We start from the raw sequence: 22,539 nt of genomic DNA, 5'->3' as shown, positions 1-22,539 counted from the left end.
TTTACTGTCTGCGTGCGGCAGCGAGCGCTTCGGACAAGATGAACCGATCACCGATGTGATTGGCCAGGATCAGCAGCAGACGCGCGTTGAGCGCGTCACTTTCTGCTTTGCTCAGGCCTTTGTGCACGGCCAGCAGTTCATCATAAAAACCGTCCGGATCTGGAATGTTGGGGTCGAGGTTAAGTGTCATGCGCGCACCCCCGTCCAATGGCTGTCCGCAGTGCATCTGCGATCGCTGGGGCGTCCGCGGTGACCCAGCGCGCGGCGACGTGCTGGTCCGGCCGAATGAGATATATGGCCGAAGGCGCATCGCCGAGATACCGTTCGCGCAATGCGCCCGTTGGATCGTCTTTTTCGGTGGCAAGCACGAGCGTTGTGATTGCGATGCCGTCGACCTCCGTTAACGCTGGCGCATCGGTATCTATGGCCAGAACGGTGAACGCGCCGCTGAGGTTGTCCAGCAAGAACCCGTCTTGCAAAGGCGCGTCTGCGCAGGGTGCGCCAACCCGTGTTCGATCGGGCCCATCAAGGTGATCCGGCCCGTTCAATGACAATCCGTCATAGACGCAAGGGATGGACAGGCGCCCCGAATTGACCATTGGCCGCGCGAACTTGTGCGCCTTGGCAAGATCAAGGATCGCATCGCGGAAAACCTTACTGATCTCGCTTTTTGGCGTGAGGAAGTCAGTGGCGCGGGTCGAATTCAGGATGTTTTCATCCGCTCCGTAAGCGCGTTCCTCGGAATAGGTGTCGAGCAGGGCATCGGCTGCGAGGCCACGCAGGACGAGGTCCAGCTTCCAGGCCAGATTGTCGGCATCCTGGACACCAGAATTGGCCCCGCGCGCACCAAAGGGCGACACCTGGTGTGCGCTGTCGCCCGCAAAGATCACGCGGTCATGGCGGAATTCGCGCATCCGACGGCATTGAAATGTGTAGATCGACGTCCATTCAAGTTCGTAGTCCGCGCCCTCACCCAACATCGCATCGACGCGGGCGCGGATGTTTTCCTCTTTCAGCTCTTTCTCCCGGTCGATGTCCCAACCTAGCTGAAAGTCGATGCGCCAGATATCGTCCGGTTGCTTGTGCAGCAGCGCGGACTGGCCCGCGTCCTTGAACGGCGGCTCGAACCAGAACCACCGCTCCGTCGGGAAATCTGCAGTCATCTTCACGTCGGCGATCAGGAAATTGTCTTCGAACACGCGGCCATCAAAGCTCAGCCCCATCATGTCGCGGATCGGGCTGCGCGCGCCATCACAGGCGATCAGCCACTCCGCCTCGATCTGATAGGGGCCGTCGGGTGTATCGACATCCAAGAGCACATGGTCTTCCCGCTGATCCATTGCCGTGACTGCATTGCGCCCACGGATTTCAATCGGCGCGCCCTCGCCTTGCGCCACCCGAATCTCATCCACCAGGAATTTTTCGAAGTAGGGTTGCTGCAGGTTGATGAAGGCCGGGCAGCGGTGCCCGCCCTCAGGTTGCAGGTTGAATTGGAACACGCGGGTGTCGCCATGAAAGACTTTGCCCACATTCCAGACCACGCCCTTGTCGATCATACGTTTGCCTGCGCCAAGCCGATTGGCAATCTCCAAGGTCCGCTTGGCAAAACAGATAGCGCGGCTGCCCTGCCCCACACCGTCATGGTCATCGAGAACCAGTACCGGAGTGCCCTTGCGCCCAAGATCCAAAGCAAGGGCCATCCCGATGGGCCCACCACCGACAACGATAACCGGGTGCCGCTGCGCAGGCATGGTCTGCGCAGAGACGGGAGCGTATGGATAGAGTTGGAACGCTATGTCATACCGCACATCGACCATGACCTATCCCTGCAAGGCCTCCCACATTTCGATATCTCGCTTGTCCGTCCAGATGCGTGGATGGGCAATGCCGCGGGCCTCGTCGTAAGCGCGGGCGACGTTGAACGGCAGGCAGTGTTCGTAGATGGCATAGTCGCTGAACTTGGGGTCACACTCGGCGCGCACCGCGTCCCAAGCCTCTTTCAACGAGCCGTTCCGTGCCGCAACACGTGCTGCCGGGCGGTACGTGCTATCCACAAAGTCTCGTGTGCTTTCGATGGCCTTGTTCACCATCTCGGACCCGACAAGCGCATCTCCACGACCTGGCGCGATGGCATCAACCTCATAGGCTTTGATCGCGTCCAGCGTGCCGCCCCAATCCCCGAAGTACCCGTCACCGCAATAGCAGGCCGAGTGGTATTCAACGATGTCACCGGTAAACATCACGTTCTGATCAGGCACGTGAATGACAGCATCCCCCGCCGTATGGGCGCGACCCAGATGTTTGACATCGACGCGGCGATTTCCCAGGTAAACGGTCATCGCGTCCGAAAATGTCGTCGTCGGCCAGGTCAGTCCCGGAATGCTCTCATACCCTTCGAAGAGACGCGGGAAGCGTTGGAATTCACTGTCCCAATCCTCCTGTCCGCGCTCCGCCACCATACCTCGGGCCATGTCCGACATGATGATCTGATCCGCGCCATAGGCCGACGCTCCCAGCACCCGCACCGCATGGTAATGGGTCAGCACCAGATGCGTAATCGGCTTGTCCGTGACAGACCGCACCTTCTCGATCACCTTTTCAGCCAGACGGGGGGTCGCCTGCGCCTCGACAATCATCACGCTTTCATCGCCGATTATGACGCCGGAATTGGGATCCCCTTCGGCGGTGAACGCCCACAATCCCTCGCCGATCTCGTCAAAGGTGATGGTCTTTTCCGTCATGTCCCCTTGGGACGCGAAAGCCTTGGCCATGGGTTCATCCTTGCTTGCAGCGCTTGGCATTGCCCGCGCGGCCGTTCGAGTTTCAAAGCCGGGTATCAGTTGCTTTTGTAACTAACAACGCGGAACCGTGTGCAGCGTGCCAGGTTCAAACAGTCCGTATTGTCCCATCGGATACCCAACTGTCAAAGATGATCAGCGCCGCCTCGACAAAGGCTGCGTCGTTGATATGGCAATCCAGTTCAGTGAATTTTATCGGGTCTGTCATTTGCGTGCGCATCTCATCGCAAAACGCTGCAAGAGCGGGCGCGTCATGCGCAGGACCGCCGGGGCGATCCCACTCCTCGATCCCTTGGTTTGGCAGGATCACGTGAACGGGCGCCTCTGACTGCTTGAGCCTTTGAGCCAATTCGCGCGCCGTTTCCCGACGCTCATCCGCATTGTAGCCGGAGCATTTCACGAGCCGGTTATGGGCATGAAAAGGGCGGTCCTGGAACCGGTCGGGTATATCCTGCCAACCCGCGAAGTCGATTAGGTCGAGGCATCCCGGCGCCACGATCTGCGGAATACCCGCCCGCCCTGCGTTCAGCATCCGATCCGTACCTGCATTGACAACAGACCCGGCAAGAAGATTGCCGAGTTCGGACAGCGCAAAGTCCATCACGCAGACAAACCCGCCATCGCGCGCGATGCTTTCAAAGGCCATCCCGCCCATGCCGGTCGCGTGAAAGATCGCAACCTCAAAACCGCGCTCTTCCAGCGCAGGCTTCAGGGCCTTCATATAGGTCAGGCAGGAGGACCCCAGCGACGTCATTCCGACCAGAGGTTTTGTCAGATTTGGTGGCTCAACCGCCCGAGCGGCGCCCAGCACAGCGCCTGCGGCCTGGGACAAGGACGCCTTGCAGACCGCGTTGAGACCATACAGACCGCCCGCCCAGAGGATCATCTGGATGTCAGCAGACAGGCGCTGCGGCTCGATCAGCGGCGAAAAGGAAACGGTTGAAACAACGTATTTGGGCACACCCAGCGGCAATGCCTGGCAGATGTCGAGCGCCGCATCAGTTCCCATCGTGCCGCCCAGAATGACAATGCCGTCAAAGCGCCGTTCGTTCAAAAGCCGTTGCGCCAGGGCACTGGCGCCCCGCGCCATGATCTGCATCGCGGTGTTTTCGTCGTCACTGTCAATGGCGGCTTGGATCGAGCTGCCCGCTGCCTCTGCCACATCGTGTTTCGAGATATCCGTCGGCTGCACCGGATCGCCGAGAACGGAGATGTCCATTGTCAGCGCGCCGCCGCCTTGCGCGCGGATGCGCTCGACCATGTAATTCAGTTCGTCGTTCTTGGTGTCATAGGTGCCGACCACCAGGATCGTCTTGTCGGGCATCGCGGCCTCCGTCCGTCGCTCACGCCAATGACGGCAACCAAAGCACGATGGCCGGGAATGCTACAAGAAGCGCGATGGTGATCGCGTCTGCGATGAAGAACGGGGTGACGCCTTTGAACACGTCCTGAACATTCAGGTCATCGCGTACGCCCGCCACGACAAAACAGTTGAGCCCGATTGGAGGTGTGATCAGACAGAACTCCGCCATCTTGACGACCAGGATTCCAAACCAGATTGCGCACATGGGGCCGGACATCCCAAAGGCGCTGTCCTCTGCGCTCACGAATTCGCCGCCGTTGAGGGCCATGACCGCCGGATAAACCACCGGAAGCGTCAACAGCAGCATACCGATGGCGTCCATGAACATGCCAAGCACGGCATAGGCCAGCAGGATGCAAATCAAGATCAGCATCGGCGAGACAGTCAGAGAGGTGATCCAATCACTGAAAGCGCCCGGCAGGTCGGCGAAGCCGAGGAACCGGACATAGATCAACACGCCCCAGATGATGGTGAAGATCATCACGGTCAGCTTAGCGGTTTCGATCAGCGCGTCCTTCAGCTCAGACAGGCGCATGCCGCGATAGAGCGCCATGAGAAATACGATGAACGCGCCCACTGCACCGCCTTCGGTTGGTGTGCCCCAGGCATCGCCGAACGGGTTGTAAACAAAAAAGATGATGATCACGACCACGGCCACGATGGGCAACGCGGGCGGCAGAGCCACGAGGCGTTCGCGCCAGGTAAAACCGCCGACCGGCGGGCCGACAGTCTTGAAGATGACGGCGATGCCGATGATCAGAACGGCGTAAACAAAGGCGGAGAACGCACCGGGGATAAAGCCCGCCAGCAGCAGTTTGCCGACATCCTGTTCGACGATGATGGCATAGATAACAAGGATCGCCGACGGCGGGATCAGCGACGCAAGCGTTCCGCCTGCGGCCACGACGCCCGCGGCAAATTGCTTGTTATACCCGATCTTGAGCATCTCGGGGATGGCGATACGCGCGAACACGGCCGCCGTGGCGACGGACGCGCCGGATACTGCGGCAAAACCGGCCGTCGAAAACACGGTTGATACGGCCAGACCGCCCGGCACCCATGCGATCCACTTCTTGGCCGCGTCGAACAGCGCGGTCGTCAGCTTGGCGTAATAGGCAAGGTACCCGATCAAGATGAAGGTCGGGATCAGGGATAGGGCGTGTGCCGAAACTTTGGAATGCGGCACCTGCCCCGCGATCTTCACACTGATTTCAACAGCCTTGCCCAACCGTTCGGGCGCATAGTCGAACCCGTTCCAGCGCAACCAGACAAGCCCGACAAAACCCGCAAGCCCTGCCGCAAAAGCAACGCGCATCCCCAGAAAAACAAGGCAGAGCATGCCCCCTGTCGTCCACAGGCCGATTGTGATCGGGTCCATCAGTCCGCCCCTTCCAACGCCTCAGCCTCGGCCTTGGCTTGTGCCGCCACGCTCTGGATCAGTGGCACGGCGACGGGGCGATCGAGGTTCAGCCAAAACGCCCGCGCGTAGCCCACGGACTGCAAGACGAGCCGCGCGCACAACACCGCAAAGGCGATAGGGACCAGCAGCTTTGACGGCCAGAGCGGCATCGAGATGTCGATGGAACTGTCCCGGCTACAAAGTGGCCGCGCGCAATCAAAGGAACGGTCAAAATGCGCCCATGATCCCCAGATGAGCGCAATCATCAGGACAAGGATCAGCAGCACCATGAACAATTCCACAAGCCACAACAAACGGCCGCGCATGGCCCCAATGATGATGTCCATCCGAATATGGCTGCCACCGCGCTGAACATAGGACACACCCATGATGGCAATCAGCGGCATCAACGCTTCGATGTAATCCACATATCCCAACAACGGCTTTTCAAAGAACTCGCGCGCGGACACGGAGTAAGCCGCGAGAAACATAAGGGAAAAGGCGGCCAGACCGCTGAGCAGAGCCATCACGCGTTCGACGGGCAGCAGGGCCCTGTCCAAACGACTAAGAAGGCTGGAATCCTCCAGCACTGTAGATGCACCTGCCATGCCCGCCCCCTTGATGAGGTTGTTTGTTTTGCCCGGCAGGCCTCACGACGTGCCGGGCAACTTACTTAGCTGCCGCCCTTGGCGTCGGCGAGGGTCTCCACAACGAGATCGTAAAGTTCCTGACCGGGCAAGCCCTGCGCTTCCATATCAGCGATCCAGGCGTCACGCGCTGGATCTGCTGCAACCGCGCGGAACTCTTCGATCACTTCGGGCGCAATCTCGACCTTTTGAACGCCCTTCTCTTCCAGCACGCTGTCCCAGCGCTCGAGCAGTTCGGCGTAGTTGGCCAGGTAGTGATCAATGGCCTCGGGGATCGAGCTTTCCAGCGCAGCCTTGTGGTCATCCGACAGGCTGTCATAGGCGTCGATGTTGACAACAACAGGACAATTCACTGTGCCGGGGTTCAGGTTTGCTGTCCACCAATCCGCCTGGTTGATCGTGCCGAAGGACAAGTGCGCATGCTGTGCAAAGGCAACGGTGTCGACCACACCGGATTCCATGGCCTGATACGCCTCGGTCGCGGTGACGGACGTTGGCACACCGCCTACGCTCTCAAACGCCTTGCCGAGGCCACCGGTCGCGCGTACGCGCATCCCTTCGAAATCGGCCAGTGTCGTTTTTGGCTCACCCGTGCCCACGATGTTGTATTGCGGCATGGGCGACGTCATGAGCAGCCGTGCATTCCACTGCTCCATTTCCTCAACCGCAGCCGGGTGCTGGTACACGGCCGAGGCGACAGCGACTTCCTGTTCCAGGTTCTCAACACCCAGGAAAGGCAGCTCCAGCACGGTAATCACGCGGTTCTTGTCGCGGTGATACCCGGCGCAGAATTGTGCCATCTCGAAGGCACCGATGGAAATGCCATCCAGGTTCTCGCGGTTTTTCGACAGGCCACCATAGCTGATGTTCATGGTGAATTCGCCGCCTGTCTTTTCCGAAACCAGTTCGGCCAGCTTTTCGATGTGTTCCGTGAAGGCGCGACGTTTGCCCCAAACGGACACATTCCACTCTGTCGCGGCTGCTTCGAGCGCGAATGTGCAGGAAATGGCGGCGGCGATGCCGCCGACTGCGATCTTGTTCATGATATCTCTCCCTTGATGCGGGGCGTATCGGCCCGCTTGATGGGGAGGCTAACGTGGCGATGCGGCGCTGCCAAGAGGCGCGCAGACAAAGTGCCGCTGTTATGCGCGGGGGCGAGAAAGACCTCAGATCAAGACCGCATCTACAACCAACGTCTCATTTATTTCCTTCTGCGCCGTGTTGCGTATTATCACAAACAAGAGGGAGGAGACCCGCCACGCGTTTGGCGGGGTGCGCGGTTTGTGCGGCTCCGATCACAGGAACACACGACCGGGAGGAACCATGTCGGATACAAAGACTTACGCGCCACAACCAGAATTGGCCGCAAATGCCCATGTAGACGCCGCCAAATACGAAGAGATGTATGCCGCATCCATCGCCGATCCCGAGGGCTTCTGGGGCGAACACGGTAAACGCATCGACTGGATGAAACCCTTCAGCACCGTCAAAGACGTCAGCTATGACTTCGGCAACGTGGCGATCAACTGGTATGGCGACGGGACTTTGAACGTCTCGGCCAACTGTATCGACAGGCACCTTGCAACCCGTGGCGATCAGACTGCGATCATCTGGGAACCTGACAGCCCGGAGGATGAGGCCAAGCACATCACGTATCGTGAGTTGCATGCCGAGACGTGCAAGATGGCCAACGTGCTCAAGGACCTGGGCGTGGGCAAGGGCGACCGGGTTGTCATCTACCTGCCCATGATCCCCGAAGCCGCCTATGCAATGCTGGCCTGCGCACGGATTGGGGCCATCCACTCCATCGTGTTTGCCGGCTTCTCGCCCGATGCGCTGGCGGCCCGTGTGTCGGGTTGCGACGCCAAGGTCGTGATCACCGCAGACGGCGCACCGCGCGGGGGCCGTGTCACGAACCTGAAGGACAACGTGAACCAGGCGCTGATCAACGTGATCGACGACACCAAATGTCTGGTTGTCAAACGGACGGGCCAGCAGATCGCTTGGCGCAACGGTCTCGATTTCTGGCTCCATGAAGAGGCGGCAAAAGCGTCCGACGACTGCCCGGCCGAGGAGATGGGGGCCGAAGATCCGCTGTTCATCCTGTATACATCGGGCTCAACGGGCCAACCCAAGGGCGTCGTTCACACAACCGGCGGCTACCTCGTTTACGCCTCACTTACCCACGAGATCACGTTCGATTACAAGGACGGTGACATCTACTGGTGCACCGCCGACGTGGGGTGGGTCACCGGGCACAGCTATATCGTCTACGGCCCCCTTGCGAATGGGGCCACGACCCTGATGTTCGAGGGCGTACCGACCTACCCGGACGCGTCGCGGTTTTGGCAGGTTTGCGAAAAGCACAAGGTGGCGCAGTTCTACACCGCCCCGACGGCGATCCGCGCGCTCATGGCGCATGGCAACGACCCAGTCACCGGCTGCGATCTGAGCAGCATTAAGGTACTGGGTACCGTCGGCGAGCCGATCAACCCAGAGGCATGGAACTGGTACAACGACGTCGTCGGCGGCGGGCGCTGCCCCATCGTCGACACCTGGTGGCAGACCGAAACCGGCGGGCACCTGATGACCCCCCTGCCCGGCGCACATGCGACCAAGCCGGGCGCTGCGATGAAGCCGTTTTTCGGGATCAAACCTCTCGTGCTAGAGCCTGCCTCGGGCGATGTCATAGAGGGCAACGGGGTCGAGGGCGTGCTTGTCATTGCCGACAGCTGGCCCGGCCAGATGCGCACCGTTTGGGGCGATCATGAGCGGTTCGAGAAAACCTATTTCTCCGACTACAAGGGATACTACTTTACCGGCGATGGCTGCCGCAGGGACGCCGACGGCGATTACTGGATCACAGGTCGCGTCGATGACGTCATCAACGTATCGGGCCACCGCATGGGAACGGCGGAGGTCGAGAGTGCACTTGTCGCTCACTCCAAGGTGGCCGAGGCCGCAGTGGTCGGCTACCCGCACGACATCAAAGGCCAGGGCATCTATTGCTATGTGACCCTGATGAACGGCGAAGAGCCCAACGAAGAGTTGCGCAAGGAACTGCGCACCTGGGTCCGGACCGAGATTGGCCCCATCGCGTCACCCGATCTGATCCAGTGGGCCCCCGGCCTGCCCAAGACCCGGTCCGGTAAGATCATGCGCCGCATCCTGCGCAAGATCGCCGAGGATGATTTTGGCGCCCTTGGTGATACGTCCACGCTTGCTGATCCATCTGTTGTCGACGACCTGATCGAAAATCGGATGAACAAGGGCTAACGCGCAAAGCGCGCCAACAGACCTGCAGATCGCGCCAAGGCGCTGGCGTTACAGGTGCGCGCACGTCACAGTGCGCGCATGGCACCGGCGCACGACACGTACTACAAAATCGGCAGGACGACTGAACAGCTATGCGGCCTGCTGCATGTTGATCCGACAGCGGTGATGCGGCGGATGCGGTTTCCCACTGACTTCCTGCAGAACGAGGGGCGCGGAGTAAACGCGGCGGACTACTTTGCCGGATGGAACGCGATCATGGCAGAGGCAGATCGCAGCGACACGCCACTTGTCCTTGGACAAGCGTATGCAAGGGGGCCGTTCAACCCCGCCTTTTTTGCTTTCACCTGCAGCCCTAATGTCGCTGTGGGACTTGAAAGGCTTTCGCTGTTCAAGCCACTGACGGGTCCGCTGTATCTGGGCCTGAAGCGAACGGAGGCACAGGCGCTTGAGATCACTAAGACCTCAAATCAGCCAAGTCTTCCGCTCCCATCGTCATTTGGTGCAACCGAATTGGTGTTTCTCACCGAAGCCATTCGCGCATGCACCGGAGACCACATGGTGCCCTTTGATGCTTCTCTGCCAGAACGCCTGCCATGCCACGATGCACTCGAAGACTATCTCGGGGTCCAGATCCAGATCGGCGGTCCGGCAAAGCTGGTGCTGTCATCCGAGGATGCCGAGCGTAGGCTTTTGTCTGCAGACTCCGCGCAGTGGGCGCAATTGGAACCCAGTTTCAAACGACAAATGCGCCTGCAGACGGATGAGCAGGTGATGTCGGCCCGGCTGCGCGCGACACTTGCCGAAATGCTACCGGCTGGCGAGGCCACGATCGAGGCGGCCGCAAGACGGATGCGCCTGAGCACGCGCAGTCTGCAACGCCATTTGAGGGATGAAGGCACGCGGTTTCAGGCCGTTCTGGATAGCACGCGCGCCGATCTGGCGCGGGAATACCTGACATCCACCGATCTGAACGTGGCAGAGATCAGTTACCTGCTCGCCTATCGCGACCCAAACTCGTTTTACAGGGCATTCAACGCGTGGACCGGTCAAACGCCGCAAGCGGTAAGGGACAGTAGGAGCGGCTAGGCCAATGCCGTGACATCATGGCGGTACACCCAGTCCTGTCGCGCGTGAATGAGGTTGGGAAACAGACGCGCGCCCAGCGCCATAGGTCCATAGAACCCAAAACGCCCTACAACCGACGCTTTGTGGAACATCCGCGCATTCGCCGCCGATCCCGCCTGAATGCGTGCGGTGCGGTCGATGCGCTGGTCGTAGTAGCGCCCTAATGCGGCTTCGATATCGTTCGTGCCATCCAGCGTCGCCGCGAGGGTCCAGGCATCTTCGAGGGCTTGAACGGCGCCTTGCGCCATTGACGGCAGCATCGGGTGGGCGGCATCGCCCAACAGTGCAACCCGGCCATCATTCCAGCGCGGCAATGGCGCGCGGTCAAAGAGCGCCCAACGGTTCAAGACCGGGGCGCGTTCAATGAGCCCGACAATCGCGGGATCCCAGCCGGAAAATGCGGCGAGCGCGTCGTCACGGTTGCCCTCGATGCGCCAACCTTCGGGTGCAGGCTCGTCCTGTTCGATCATACCGACGAAATTGGCCATCGTGCCCGCGCGCAACCGCGTGGTGACCGCGTGGCGCTTGTTACCCGCCCAGACGCAAGCGGTGGGTGGCGGTGGGTTGTCCAGATCAGAAAGCGGCACGACCGCACGCCACGCCACGTTGCCGGTATAGCGAGGCGATTGAGGGCCAAGCATCTGGCGGCGGATCGCCGAATGCAGCCCATCGGCACCCACGACGAGGTCGGCCTCCTCCGTTTCGCCATCGTCAAATTGCACCATACCCGACGGGGCATAGCCAGAAACGGAGCGCCCGGTCTGAACCGCCCCAGGCGCGAGCGCCACTAGGCGTACGGTCAACGCATCGACCAAGTCCGCGCGGTGAATATGAAGGTAAGGTGCCCCCCACCTCGTGACCGCGTATCCCTTCATCGGCAGGCGAAACACCTGACGGCCAGTGAGACCCAGTCGCATCTCAATCGCGTCGGGTTCAAACACCGCCGGTGCAAGATGGTCAGCCACACCCAGAGCGTCGAGGACCCGCCAGCCGTTGGGAGATATCTGCAACCCAGCGCCAACTTCGGCCAATGCAGGCGCCTGTTCAAAAACCCGGACTGTCCAGCCGCGCAGATGCAGTGCAATTGCAGCAGACAGACCGCCAATACCGCCACCGACAATCAGCGCCTTCATGTCAGGTGCCCCTGACGCCGAAGGTCATCAATGCGCACATCGTCGTAGCCAAGTTCGACCAGCAGCGCGTGCGCATCCGCCCCGGGCGCCGTTGGCGGCGTAGGTTTACGCGGGCTAGACTGGCTGAAACGGGGCGCAGGCGCCGCCTGTACGACACCGTCCGGCGCAACATAGGTGCCACGCGTGGCGAGATGGGGATCACGTTGCGCCTCCGCCATCGACAAGACCGGCGCAACGCAAGCATCGGTGCCGGCAAATTTTTCGACCCATTCATCTCTTGTACGGCTGGCAAAAAAATCTTCGAACATTCGCGCCATTGTCATCCATTGCCGGCGGTCGTTCTGATCAGGCAGTCCCGCCGCGTCCAAGCCCAAACCATCAAGTAACGCGGCATAAAACTGAGGCTCAAGCGCTGCAACGGCGATGTCTGCCCCGTCAGCGCACCGGTAACAGCGATAGAACGGCGCTCCACCGTCCAGCCAGTTTGTACCGGGCTCATTCGACCAAAACCCGCTTGCCATGAAGCCGTGCAAAAGACCCATCATCGCAGGGACACCATCTATCATCGCCGCATCTACAACCTGCCCCTTGCCAGTGCGTCCGCGCGCAATCACAGCAGACAGAATACCGAAGATCAGGAACATGCTGCCGCCGCCGTAGTCGGCGATAAGGTTGAGCGGCGGCTTTGGCGGCGCGTCAGCGGTTGCCAGCAAACTCAAGACACCGGTTTGCGCCAGATATGTCAGATCGTGACCAGCAGTATGGGCCAACGGCCCCTCCTGCCCCCAGCCTGTCATCCGGCCATAAATCAGTGCGTCAGGCAGGTCGGATGGCGCCAATCCCAGTCGTTCCATGACACCGGGCCGAAAGCCTTCGATCAAAATGTCGGCCCGACCGATCAGATCACGGACGACCGCAACGCCTGCGCCCGACTTGAGGTTCAGGGCAATGGACCGTTTGCCCCGTCGATTGACATCGTGTAGATTCAGCGGTGCCGACGCCCGGTCGATAACAGTGACGTCCGCACCCAAGTCGCAGAGCAATTGCCCCGCAAGGGGCACAGGACCGAGACCGGCCATTTCGACCACCTTCAACCCGTCAAGCGGTCCGGGCATGGCAGCCATCCTTGCGGTGCAGACATGTGTTTTTCATGCTGGCACATCACCACGCCAAGACTGAAACCACCAGAGGGACGGCGGCCCTATGTTGACCCCGCGACGCGCTAACGCACCTGCCGAGCCTCAGGAGCGAAGCTGCGCAGGGCGGCGACCAGTTCATCATGCCGTTCGGCAATGATGGCTTGGCAGTGCACGACGCGGTCCGGCGTGAAGTGGTGTTCCTGATCCAGCACGTTCACCGTCCCGATCACCTGATCGCCGTGCGAAACGGGAATGTTCAGCGCGGATTGACACCCAAGGCTTTCGATCAGGGCATGATCCCCGAAAAATACTGCAAACTCTGCCACTGTATTCGCGACAAACGTTTCGCCGCGACCGATGACCTTGTCTGTCCATGCGCCCTGCGACATCGGTTTGGTTCCGGAGGCCGGATACGCCTCTGCGTCCGACGTATAAACACGCGTTGCAAGACCCGCCTCTGGATCAAGAACCGTGATCGTAAACAATCGTCCCCCGACATCTCTGTGCAAATCGGCAAAGAAATCATCGAAGGACGATCCGTCGATCATTCCTTTTCAACCAGACGATAGAACACGTAATCCGAGGTGGCGCCGTTCACGAACCCCTGGACATTGTTGCGCATCGCGACCTGCTTGATCGCTTGGAACATGATGACAAACGGGGCTTCAGCTTGAGTTGCGCGCTGCAGTTCAAGATACATCTCCAGTCGCGTATCAGCGTCTTGCTCGGCCAGCGCGGCCATGGTTTTCTCGTTCAACTCTGCGGGCGGCATCCACGCGTTCCGCCAGGTTGTGGTTGACGCATATTTGTCATCCGAATTGTCGGCATTGAACGCAAACGCTTTGGCGTTTGAATGCGGATCCATGAAGTCCGGGCCCCAGTACAGCATCATCGCCTCATGCGTGCGGGCGCGGTACTTTGTGATGACCTGCGCCCCAGTGCCCGGCACGATCTCAAGGTTAATCCCACCCTGGGCAAAGGACGCTTGCAGGGCCTGTGCCATCTCGACGAAGGTTGGGGCGGAAATGACATCCATCGTCACGTTGATGGGAGTCTCCACCCCGGCGTCCGCGAGTATCTGCTTCGCCTTTTCTGGATCGAAGCCAAACGGCGTGTCGGTCAGAGCACCGGGAAAACCGTCCGGCCAGAACGCCTGGTGCACCTTCATCTGGCCCTTGAGCATACCGTCGGCCATACCCTCATAGTCCACCAGGTAGCGCGCAGCTTCCCAAACGGCCGGATCTGTCAGGCTTTCGGTTTTCTGGTTGAAAGACACCCAGTGCACGGCGGCCTGCGGATACGTTTCGACCCGCACACCGTCGATCCCCTCCAGCCCGGCAACTTGGCCCGGATCAAGGTTCTTGGCGATATCAATATCACCCGCTTCCAGCTGCAGGCGCTGCGTGGCCCCTTCGGGATTGTGCTGGATCACAACGCGGTCCATCGCAGGGCCGCCCTGATAGTAGTCCGGGTTTGCATCAAGCGTCAGAATGTCTGCAGGACGGTAACTGCCAAGGCTGAACGGCCCGGTGCCGGCCGAATTCCGGTTTATCCATGCGTGACCCAAATCGCCGTCGACTTCGTTGGCCATCACGATTTCCATGTCCACGACCGATGCTGGGCGCGCGGCAAGCACGTTCAGGACAAAAGATGGCGCGAAATCGCCCTCATATCGCACGGTTACGGTATTGCCCTCGGCGGTGACCATTTCTTCGATGTTGTCAGGAGTCCAGCCGAGCTGTGTCAGGATGAACGCGGGCGCCTTGTCGAGGGACACCACCCGCTTCCAAGAGCCAACGACATCTTCACCCCTCAGCGGGTTACCAGAGTGAAACGTCACGTCGTCGCGCAAGGTGAAGGTGACCGTCTTGTTTTCCGCGTCGATCTGCCAGTCAGTCGCCAAGGCAGGCGCCAGCACAGTCGTGTCCATCGCGTCGTAACGCACCAGAGTGTCATAGGTGTTGGCGACATACTCACCCGAACTGAATTCGTAGGCAGACGCTGGATCAATGGTTACGATGTCGTCGATGTTCTGCGCGACAACCAGCATGTTGTCCGGTGTCTGAGCATAAAGCGGCATGACAGCCAGAACTCCGGCGGTGACGCCCGCGAAAAGACGATTTCTGCAATGATACATGAATTCCCCCTGTTGAGTTGCGCGTCAGACCGACGCCTGAAGCAAGTGCTGCGAATAAGGATGGGTCGCTTTCATGGCGCGCAGGGCTGCGACGTCCATAACCTCGACAATCTCGCCGTCCTTCATCACCGCGAGACGGTCGCACATGTGACCCACCACACTTAAGTCATGCGAGACCATCAGAAAGGTCAGACCGTGTCCCTGCCGCAGATCGGCGAGCAGGTTGAGGATTTCCGCCTGCACGGAAACATCCAGTGCAGACGTCGGCTCGTCCAGCAACAGGAGTTGCGGCTCCGGCGCGAGCGCGCGGGCGATGGCCACGCGCTGTCGCTGCCCGCCTGACAGCTGGTGCGGATAGCGAAAGCGGAACTTTTGTCCCAGACCCACATCGTCCAGCAGCTTTGCGACACGTGCGTCGATATCTGTGAACCCATGCAGTTTCAGCGTCTCGGCCAGAACGGCATCGACGGAATGGCGCGGGTGAAGCGATGCATAAGGGTCCTGAAACACCATCTGAACCTGCTTGTAAAAGGCACGCGGGCGCGCCTTTTCGACGGCACGGCCATCCACGGTGATCCGACCCGACCATGTTGGCGCGAGGCCGGTGATCGCCCGCAGGATCGTCGACTTCCCTGACCCGCTTTCTCCGACGAGGCCAAAGCTTTCTCCGGTCCCCACATCAAAAGATGCGCCTTTGACCGCGTCAACACGGTCCCTGTCGCGGCCGAACCAGACGTTCAGACCTTCGATGTTCAACATGCTCATATACGCCCACTCACACTTGACGCATCCGACCAGGCAGGATCGCGTTCGAGCACATCCAGACGGTCGCGCGGCGTGTCGAGCCGCGGCAACGAGTTCAACAGTCCGCGTGTATAGGGGTGCTGTGCATCATGCAGCTTGTCCGCATCACACACCTCGACAATCCGGCCTGCATACATAATCAGAACCCGGTCGCAGAAATCGGCAACAAGGTTGAGGTCATGGCTGATAAAGATCAGACCCATGCCACGCTCCTTGACCAGCCTATCCATGATATCGAGCACTTGCCGCTGGACAGACACGTCAAGCGCCGAGGTCGGCTCGTCCGCGATCAGAATCTGCGGGTTTGGGATCAGCATCATTGCGATCATGATGCGCTGTCCCATACCGCCTGACATCTCGTGCGGATAGGCGCGCATGACCCGTTCAGGATCGCGGATCGACACGGCCCCGAGCATCTCGAGCGCCTTTGACCGTGCCTCGGATTTCGATGCATTGTTGTGCAGCCGGTAAGCTTCGATGATCTGGTCGCCGATAGTCATCACCGGGTTCAGCGAGAACTTCGGATCCTGCATGACCATTGAAATGCGCTCACCCCGGACGTCGCGCATCTCCTTTTCGGACTTTTGCAACAGGTCCACGCCGTCCAGCTTGATATGTTCAGCCTCGACACGACCCGGCGGACGGATAAGACGCAGGATGGCCCGCCCGGTCATTGACTTGCCCGATCCGCTTTCGCCCACGATGCCAAGCCGTTCGCGCCCAAGCGTAAAAGACACGCCGCGCACGGCATCAAAGACACCCTGACGGGTCGGGAAACGCACCCAAAGGTTTTCGATATCCAAAAGGGGATCCATCATTCGCCTGCCTTCGGATCAAGCACGTCGCGCAGGCCATCACCCAACAGGTTAAAGGCCAGAGACACGGTAAAGATTGCCAGCCCCGGCATCGTTGCAACCCACCAATGGTCAAGGATGAAGCGCCGCCCTTCCGAGATCATGGCACCCCATTCCGGGCTCGGCGGTTGGGCGCCAAGGCCGAGAAACCCAAGACCCGCAGCAGCCAGAATGATCCCAGCCATATCCAGCGTCACGCGCACGATCAGGGATGAAATGCAAAGTGGCCAAATGTGTTTCGTGATGATCCGCAGGCCACCTGCCCCCTGCAGCTTGATCGCCGCAATATAGTCAGACGACCGGATCGTCAGCGTTTCCGCCCGCGCAATCCGAGCATAGGGTGGCCAAGCGGTGAGTGAAATGGCGATGACCGCGTTTTCAATCCCGGCGCCCAGTGCAGCAACGAAGGCCAAAGCCAGCACAAGGCGCGGAAAGGCAAGGAAGATATCGGTGATCCGCATCAGGACGATATCAACCCAACCGCCGACATAGCCAGAGACCGTACCGACCAAAAGACCCACCACCGGTGCGATGAGCGCCACAAGCGCCACGATGTAAAGCGTGATACGCGCACCGTAGATCAGGCGAGACAGGATATCGCGGCCCAAACTGTCCGTCCCCAGAAGATGCCCTTCTGACCCCAAGGGCGCCAGCCGGTTGCCAAGGTTCTGCACGAATGGATCATGCGGCGCCAAAAGTGGTGCGGCTGCGGCGATGAACACAAGCAACAGCAGGATCCCAAGGCCGATCATCGCCATCGTGTTCGACCGAAACGCAAGCCAGCCCTGATACAGCGCCGACAGCTTTGCATGGCGACGCGATGTGGGCGTGTCGGTCAGCAGCCACTGCCGAAGGGTCATGTCCGCCATCACTTCGCCCTCGGATCAAAGACCCTGTAAAGCAGGTCAGACAGGATATTGAGCAGGATGAAAATCAGCCCGACGACGACGGTGCCACCAAGAACCGCGTTCATGTCAGCGCTCAGCAGTGCCGTGGTGATGTAACTGCCGATACCCGGCCAAGAAAAAATGATTTCGGTCAGCACCGATCCTTCGAGCAGGTTGGCATAGCTTAGCGCGATGACCGTGATCAGCTGCACGCGAGTGTTCTTGAACGCGTGTTTCCAGATCACGTCCCACTCGGACATGCCCTTGACCCGCGCGGTTGTGATGTACTCGGCGCTCAACTGCTCCAGCATGAACGAGCGGGTCATGCGGCTGATATACGCGAGCGAGAAATATCCCAGCAGGGACGCGGGCAGGATGATGTGGCTGAAGGCGTTCTTGAAGACGTCCCAGTTGCCGTCCAAAGCTGCGTCAACAAGGATCAGACCCGTCACGCTTGGGACGACGTCAACGTAAAAGATCCCCACACGTCCGGGGCCGCCCACCCAGCCAAGAATACCGTAGAAGATGAGAAGGCCCATCAGGCCCAACCAGAAGATGGGCATCGAATAGCCAACAAGGGCCAGTACGCGGGCAACCTGATCAATCCATGATCCCTTGCGCGCGGCAGCAACGACGCCCAATGGCACACCGATCACGATCCCGATGATGATACCCAAGGTGGCAAGCTCAAGCGTAGCGGGGAAGACGCGGGCGATGTCCTCGGATACGGGTCTTGCGTTCAAAAGAGACGTACCGAAATCCAAGTGCAGCACATCCCAGATGTAGTATCCGAATTGCACGATCAGCGGCTTGTCGAGCCCCAGTTCGAGAAACACAGCATCATAGGTGGACTGCGACGCCCGCTCACCCACGATGGCGAGAACCGGATCAATCGGCATCACGCGACCGATGATGAACGTCACGAACAAAAGGCCCAGCATCGTCATCGCGATCGAGCCGATGGTTAAGATGGTCGTTTTGATCCATGGAGGAAGGGACGCACGAACGCGCCCCTTCCCACTGTCCTCGGCGAGGGCCATTTACTTGGTGACCTGCCAATAGGCGGCGGAGGTCACGGCCTGGCCCGTGGACCAGTTGGTCACGTTGTCACGCAGGGCAGACTGTTCGATCTGCTGAAACATGATGACGAAGGGCGATGTTTCACGAAACTCGGCCTGAATGTCCTTATACATCTGAATGCGCATATCGCGGTCATTCTCGACCACCGCCGCATCCACCTTTTCCGTCAGCCCACCGGTGTCCCAGCTGTTGCGCCATGCGAGCAGGCCGGTGGCGTTGGCCTCGTCCGAGTTGTCGGGGTTGTAGGCAAACGTGCCCGCATTGGTCTGCGGATCTGGGTAGTCCGGCCCCCAGGCGCCGAGGTAAACATCAAGCTCACGCGCCCTGTACCGCGCCAGAATCTGCTTGGCGGTACCAACCGTTATGTTCACAGTGATCCCGGCTTGCGCTGCTGCATTCTGGAAACTCTGACCGATCTCGATCCGCTCCTGTGCCTCGCGCACGCCGATTTCGATCTCCAGATCCTCCACGCCTGCAGCGGCAAGCAACTCCTTCGCCTTTTCAATGTTGTACGAGAACGGATTTTCCTCGGACGCACCCAGATAGGTCGCCGGCAGGAAGTTCTGGTGGATGGTATACTGGCCTTTGAGGAAGCTGTCGCGCATGCCCTCATAATCGATCAGGTACTTGAACGCCTGCCGCACCTCAGGCTTCGAAAGCTCGGGATGCTTTTGGTTCAAAGCGATATACATCAGACGGCCTTTAAGCTCATCTTCGATCGTCACACCGTCTGCTTGCGCTGCACCCGCGATATCTTCGGGGTTCAGGTTGCGGGCGATATCAATATCGCCACGCTCCAGAAGCAGCCGCTGCGACGCGCTTTCAAGGACATGGCGCACAATCACACGCTCCATGGCCGGTGCACCACCGTAGTAGTCGGGGTTCGACGACATCGTGACGCTTTCATTGGGCTTCCAGCTGTCCAGCTTGTACGGGCCGGACCCGGCCGAGTTGGTCTTGAGCCACTCGTTGCCCATATCGCCATCGACCTCGTTGGCCATGACGGTTTCCTTGTCCACGATGGCGCCGATGGTCGCCGTCAGGCAGTTCAGCACAAAAGACGTCGCATAGCGCTTGTCCGTCGTGATCATCAGCTTGTTGCCTTCGGCGCGGATCGTCTCGGTCGCGTTTTCTGCGGTAAAGCCGAACTGGGTCAGAATAAATGCGGGCGTCTTGTTCAGGATGACCGCACGTTGCAATGAAAATGCTGCGTCCTCTGCGGTCACCGGGTTGCCGGAATGGAACGTCACACCCTCGCGCATGGTAAATGTGATGGTCTTGCCGTCTTCCGACACCTCCCAGCTGGTGGCGAGGTCGGGCTTGTATCCGGCGGCAAGATCATTTGGATCGAGGCTCACCAGTCGGCCATAGACGTTGCGGCTGATATCGGACCCTGCAAATTCAAAGCTTTCGGCCGGATCAATTGTTGTGATGTCGTCTATCCGGTGTGCGATGACCAGCATGTTTGCCGGTGTTTCAGCCACGGCAGCGAAAGACGTCACGCTCACCGCAAGTCCAATCGCGGCCCCCGAAAGCAATCGTGCAAATGTGTTCATGTGATCTGTTCCTCTGTTGTCATAATCTTTTGTGGTTATTGCGCCCGGGTTATGCTCCCCAGGTTTCCTCAAGCACTCTAAGCCAGTTCCCATGGCAGAGTTTGGTCATCAATGCGTCGTCGTAGCCGTGTCGACGCATGGTTGCCCGCAATTTCGGCAATCCGGCACTGGATGTAAGCGCTTCGGGCACAATCGCGCCGTCGTAGTCTGATCCGAAGCCGACACAGTCCTCGCCCACTGTTTCAATCAGATGGTCCAAGTGGCGGATCATCTGCTCGAGCGGGACGTCAGGCAGCATTTTTCCGTCTGTGCGCAGGAACGCTACGGCGAAGTTCAATCCCACCATACCACCACTTTCCGCAATTGCGGAAAGCTGTCTGTCGGTCAGGTTGCGCGCATGCGGACAGAGGGCATGTACGTTTGAATGAGTCGCGACGAGCGGTTTGCTCGAATGCCGGGCCACATCCCAAAAGCCCGCTTCGTTCAGATGGGATAGATCGACCATAATGCCCAGGTCGTTGCACCTTTTGACCAATCGCAAACCATGATCCGTCAACCCGTGGCCTATGTCCGGCGTGCTCGGGTAGCGGAACGGGACACCGTGGCCGAAGATCGTTGGGCGGCTCCAGACCGGTCCAAGAGAGCGCAGCCCAGCCTGGTACAAAACATCAAGCGTGTTTAGATCCGGATCAATCGCTTCCGCGCCTTCGATGTGAAAGATCGCCGCGATTGTTCCAGCGGACAGGCAGTCTCGAAGTTCGGCGACCGTGCGACAGACTTTTAAGGCGCCCAGTTCTTGCAGTTCGAACAGGATTGCCGCCTGTGACATCACGACCGGAAACGCATCCTCCCAAGCGATTGGGTCAGGCAATGGCAAATCGTAAGCGTCCTTGGTCATCTCCTCGAACTTTTCGTCCGCATCCATCGGCGAGGGCACGAACACGGCGAAAAATCCTCCGCCGAAGCCTCCCTCCTTGGCGGAGGACAAGGTGATGGCGCCGTCACCCCCGTTCATAAAATGATAAGTAACTGATGCCTGACCGGCCCTGAACAGCTTCAGCAGGACATCGTTATGACCGTCGAAAATGGCTGGTTGGGTTGGGGACCCCATGGGTGTCGTCTCGGCATGGATAGCAGCCGGGCAAGCTTACGACATAAATTCTCATCGGATACATTTATGTATATGATAATACTTCATAGAGCGATGACATTATTGCAGGGGCTTTGATGGCGGGGCGAACCTGGCACAGTTTACCGGAATACGAGGCGCTGCGCGCGCTTATGGAAAGCGGCACGACGTCGAAAGCAGCCCTGCGGCTTGGTCTCTCTCAGTCGGCAATCAGCCGGTCCATCTCGTCACTTGAGGCGCGGCTCGGTCGGATCCTGTTTGAGCGGGATGGTGGGCGTTTGCGCCCGACATTCGAAGCAACCCAATTGAACCGCAGGCTGGACCCACTGTTTGAAGCGCTGGACCGCATCGACGGCCCTATAGAGCCCACCCAGGAAGCCCTGCGCCTGACGGCACCACCGACATATGCCCATCGATTTCTGGTTGGTCACATTGCAACCTTTTTGCATGCAAACCCGCACTTCTTTGTCAGCCTCGAAGTCAATGCGTCCGAGGATGTGATCAGGCGCGTGCAGGAAGACCGATCCGATTTGGGCATAACGGGCGTTGATTTGACGCGCGAAGGTGTAAAGCTGACGCCGTATCGGCGATCCGAAGCCGCGTGCGCGATGCCCAAGGACCACGAGCTGGCGCAACTCGAAATTGTTCATCCCAAACATCTGCACAACCAGCCCCTGATCGCGCTGAGCCGACGGCACTCACGGCGCGCGCAATTGGAAAAAGTTCTGACAAACAGCCGAAGCGTGCCACGGATCGTTGCCGAAGCCTCAACATCTTTTGCAGCGGTGGACCTTGCGCAAACCGGTCTCGGCGTCACCGTGATCAATCCCTTCCCCGTCGTGCAGTACCGATCGGATGAGGTTGTGTTCAAGAGGTTTGAATCGCCTATCGAGTATAGGACTTACTTCGTCACATCCGACCATAAGCCCACTCCGGCCATCGCGCGGGCGTTCATCCGGCATCTGCGGCTGCACACGGTAAGAATGCAATTAACCGAACCGACCTGACCTTACGGAAAACATCAACGCGCCTAAGGTCACTCTACAAAATACCACCCGTTTGAGCTTCATCCGTAACGGACCTGCAGAAAGATCCAAAAAAGATCTTCAGTGTAGTAGGAGCTGTTCGTCAGAGATCGCGTCTGCAATTCCGAGCGGCAATCGCGTTTCAAAACGGCATCGTCTTCGTATAGGGAATCGAAGGAAACTCGGT

At 59.4% G+C, this 22,539-nt stretch carries 20 protein-coding genes; 3 read left to right on the top strand and 17 right to left on the bottom strand.

The window, feature by feature from the left end:
• Position 1 precedes the first annotated feature (1 nt).
• The 7 genes from FD715_RS18020 to FD715_RS17990 form a co-directional block, all read right to left on the bottom strand.
• Positions 2-190, bottom strand: coding sequence for a DUF2783 domain-containing protein (locus tag FD715_RS18020; protein ID WP_147113150.1), 189 nt, complete (start codon positions 188-190; stop codon positions 2-4).
• Positions 180-1,817, bottom strand: coding sequence for an FAD-dependent oxidoreductase (locus FD715_RS18015; protein ID WP_147113148.1), 1,638 nt, complete (start codon positions 1,815-1,817; stop codon positions 180-182). The genes FD715_RS18020 and FD715_RS18015 overlap by 11 nt, the downstream gene beginning before the upstream one ends.
• A 3-nt stretch (positions 1,818-1,820) precedes the next feature.
• A complete protein-coding gene (locus FD715_RS18010; protein ID WP_147113145.1) occupies positions 1,821-2,771 on the bottom strand; it encodes an MBL fold metallo-hydrolase in 951 nt (316 codons plus the stop codon).
• A 115-nt stretch (positions 2,772-2,886) separates the two neighbouring features.
• Entirely contained in the window at positions 2,887-4,122 is a 1,236-nt protein-coding gene (locus tag FD715_RS18005; protein WP_147113142.1) for a Tm-1-like ATP-binding domain-containing protein, read from the bottom strand.
• 19 nt (positions 4,123-4,141) lie between these two features.
• Entirely contained in the window at positions 4,142-5,539 is a 1,398-nt protein-coding gene (locus FD715_RS18000; RefSeq protein ID WP_147113139.1) for a TRAP transporter large permease, read from the bottom strand.
• Entirely contained in the window at positions 5,539-6,168 is a 630-nt protein-coding gene (locus tag FD715_RS17995; protein ID WP_147113135.1) for a TRAP transporter small permease subunit, read from the bottom strand. The genes FD715_RS18000 and FD715_RS17995 overlap by 1 nt, the downstream gene beginning before the upstream one ends.
• A gap of 65 nt (positions 6,169-6,233) precedes the next feature.
• The gene (locus tag FD715_RS17990; protein ID WP_147113132.1) at positions 6,234-7,250 is read right to left on the bottom strand and encodes a C4-dicarboxylate TRAP transporter substrate-binding protein; all 1,017 of its coding nucleotides are present in this window, start codon (positions 7,248-7,250) and stop codon (positions 6,234-6,236) included.
• A 280-nt stretch (positions 7,251-7,530) separates the two neighbouring features.
• Between FD715_RS17990 and acs the strand changes: the two genes are divergently transcribed.
• Together acs and FD715_RS17980 are read left to right on the top strand one after the other, a co-directional pair.
• Positions 7,531-9,483: an acetate--CoA ligase gene (gene acs, locus FD715_RS17985; RefSeq protein WP_147113129.1), complete on the top strand. Its 1,953-nt coding sequence runs from the start codon at positions 7,531-7,533 to the stop codon at positions 9,481-9,483.
• 78 nt (positions 9,484-9,561) lie between these two features.
• Complete coding sequence (locus FD715_RS17980) at positions 9,562-10,569, top strand: AraC family transcriptional regulator (protein WP_147113126.1); 1,008 nt, start codon at positions 9,562-9,564, stop codon at positions 10,567-10,569.
• Here the strand turns inward: FD715_RS17980 and FD715_RS17975 are convergent.
• The 10 genes from FD715_RS17975 to FD715_RS17930 form a co-directional block, all read right to left on the bottom strand.
• Positions 10,566-11,741, bottom strand: a complete 1,176-nt coding sequence (locus tag FD715_RS17975; RefSeq protein ID WP_147113123.1) for an FAD-dependent monooxygenase — start codon at positions 11,739-11,741, stop codon at positions 10,566-10,568. The genes FD715_RS17980 and FD715_RS17975 overlap by 4 nt on opposite strands.
• Complete coding sequence (locus FD715_RS17970) at positions 11,738-12,856, bottom strand: CaiB/BaiF CoA-transferase family protein (protein WP_147113120.1); 1,119 nt, start codon at positions 12,854-12,856, stop codon at positions 11,738-11,740. The genes FD715_RS17975 and FD715_RS17970 overlap by 4 nt, the downstream gene beginning before the upstream one ends.
• A gap of 107 nt (positions 12,857-12,963) precedes the next feature.
• A complete protein-coding gene (locus FD715_RS17965) occupies positions 12,964-13,428 on the bottom strand; it encodes a GAF domain-containing protein (RefSeq protein ID WP_147113117.1) in 465 nt (154 codons plus the stop codon).
• Positions 13,425-15,017, bottom strand: coding sequence for an ABC transporter substrate-binding protein (locus tag FD715_RS17960; protein ID WP_147113101.1), 1,593 nt, complete (start codon positions 15,015-15,017; stop codon positions 13,425-13,427). The genes FD715_RS17965 and FD715_RS17960 overlap by 4 nt, the downstream gene beginning before the upstream one ends.
• A 24-nt stretch (positions 15,018-15,041) precedes the next feature.
• Complete coding sequence (locus FD715_RS17955) at positions 15,042-15,782, bottom strand: ABC transporter ATP-binding protein (RefSeq protein WP_147113098.1); 741 nt, start codon at positions 15,780-15,782, stop codon at positions 15,042-15,044.
• Complete coding sequence (locus FD715_RS17950) at positions 15,779-16,636, bottom strand: ABC transporter ATP-binding protein (RefSeq protein ID WP_147113309.1); 858 nt, start codon at positions 16,634-16,636, stop codon at positions 15,779-15,781. Before FD715_RS17950 ends, FD715_RS17955 begins: the two co-directional genes overlap by 4 nt.
• On the bottom strand, positions 16,636-17,544 hold the full coding sequence (gene nikC / locus FD715_RS17945; protein WP_147113094.1) for a nickel transporter permease: 909 nt from the start codon (positions 17,542-17,544) through the stop codon (positions 16,636-16,638). Before nikC ends, FD715_RS17950 begins: the two co-directional genes overlap by 1 nt.
• On the bottom strand, positions 17,544-18,602 hold the full coding sequence (locus tag FD715_RS17940; protein ID WP_147113091.1) for an ABC transporter permease: 1,059 nt from the start codon (positions 18,600-18,602) through the stop codon (positions 17,544-17,546). The genes nikC and FD715_RS17940 overlap by 1 nt, the downstream gene beginning before the upstream one ends.
• Positions 18,603-20,198: an ABC transporter substrate-binding protein gene (locus tag FD715_RS17935; protein WP_147113088.1), complete on the bottom strand. Its 1,596-nt coding sequence runs from the start codon at positions 20,196-20,198 to the stop codon at positions 18,603-18,605.
• Between the two features lie 49 nt (positions 20,199-20,247).
• Entirely contained in the window at positions 20,248-21,309 is a 1,062-nt protein-coding gene (locus tag FD715_RS17930) for a dipeptidase (RefSeq protein WP_147113085.1), read from the bottom strand.
• 116 nt (positions 21,310-21,425) lie between these two features.
• On the opposite strand from FD715_RS17930, the gene FD715_RS17925 reads away from it, so the two are divergent.
• Positions 21,426-22,334 carry a LysR family transcriptional regulator gene (locus tag FD715_RS17925; RefSeq protein ID WP_147113082.1) on the top strand — a complete coding sequence of 303 codons (909 nt, stop codon included), beginning with the start codon at positions 21,426-21,428 and terminating at the stop codon, positions 22,332-22,334.
• Positions 22,335-22,539: the final 205 nt, after the last annotated feature.

The organism is Tateyamaria sp. syn59 (assembly GCF_007995245.1).
In the GTDB taxonomy this organism is placed as follows: domain Bacteria; phylum Pseudomonadota; class Alphaproteobacteria; order Rhodobacterales; family Rhodobacteraceae; genus Tateyamaria.
The sequence above is the reverse complement of the archived record's forward strand: the minus strand, read 5'-3'. Positions and strand labels throughout refer to the sequence as shown.

Coding starts and splice junctions, on each gene's coding strand:
- FD715_RS18020 (WP_147113150.1), bottom strand. CDS start 190: ATGACACTTAACCTCGACCCCAACATTCCAGATCCGGACGGTTTTTAT.
- FD715_RS18015 (WP_147113148.1), bottom strand. CDS start 1,817: ATGGTCGATGTGCGGTATGACATAGCGTTCCAACTCTATCCATACGCT.
- FD715_RS18010 (WP_147113145.1), bottom strand. CDS start 2,771: ATGGCCAAGGCTTTCGCGTCCCAAGGGGACATGACGGAAAAGACCATC.
- FD715_RS18005 (WP_147113142.1), bottom strand. CDS start 4,122: ATGCCCGACAAGACGATCCTGGTGGTCGGCACCTATGACACCAAGAAC.
- FD715_RS18000 (WP_147113139.1), bottom strand. CDS start 5,539: ATGGACCCGATCACAATCGGCCTGTGGACGACAGGGGGCATGCTCTGC.
- FD715_RS17995 (WP_147113135.1), bottom strand. CDS start 6,168: ATGGCAGGTGCATCTACAGTGCTGGAGGATTCCAGCCTTCTTAGTCGT.
- FD715_RS17990 (WP_147113132.1), bottom strand. CDS start 7,250: ATGAACAAGATCGCAGTCGGCGGCATCGCCGCCGCCATTTCCTGCACA.
- acs (WP_147113129.1), top strand. CDS start 7,531: ATGTCGGATACAAAGACTTACGCGCCACAACCAGAATTGGCCGCAAAT.
- FD715_RS17980 (WP_147113126.1), top strand. CDS start 9,562: ATGGCACCGGCGCACGACACGTACTACAAAATCGGCAGGACGACTGAA.
- FD715_RS17975 (WP_147113123.1), bottom strand. CDS start 11,741: ATGAAGGCGCTGATTGTCGGTGGCGGTATTGGCGGTCTGTCTGCTGCA.
- FD715_RS17970 (WP_147113120.1), bottom strand. CDS start 12,856: ATGCCCGGACCGCTTGACGGGTTGAAGGTGGTCGAAATGGCCGGTCTC.
- FD715_RS17965 (WP_147113117.1), bottom strand. CDS start 13,428: ATGATCGACGGATCGTCCTTCGATGATTTCTTTGCCGATTTGCACAGA.
- FD715_RS17960 (WP_147113101.1), bottom strand. CDS start 15,017: ATGTATCATTGCAGAAATCGTCTTTTCGCGGGCGTCACCGCCGGAGTT.
- FD715_RS17955 (WP_147113098.1), bottom strand. CDS start 15,782: ATGAGCATGTTGAACATCGAAGGTCTGAACGTCTGGTTCGGCCGCGAC.
- FD715_RS17950 (WP_147113309.1), bottom strand. CDS start 16,636: ATGGATCCCCTTTTGGATATCGAAAACCTTTGGGTGCGTTTCCCGACC.
- nikC (WP_147113094.1), bottom strand. CDS start 17,544: ATGGCGGACATGACCCTTCGGCAGTGGCTGCTGACCGACACGCCCACA.
- FD715_RS17940 (WP_147113091.1), bottom strand. CDS start 18,602: ATGGCCCTCGCCGAGGACAGTGGGAAGGGGCGCGTTCGTGCGTCCCTT.
- FD715_RS17935 (WP_147113088.1), bottom strand. CDS start 20,198: ATGAACACATTTGCACGATTGCTTTCGGGGGCCGCGATTGGACTTGCG.
- FD715_RS17930 (WP_147113085.1), bottom strand. CDS start 21,309: ATGGGGTCCCCAACCCAACCAGCCATTTTCGACGGTCATAACGATGTC.
- FD715_RS17925 (WP_147113082.1), top strand. CDS start 21,426: ATGGCGGGGCGAACCTGGCACAGTTTACCGGAATACGAGGCGCTGCGC.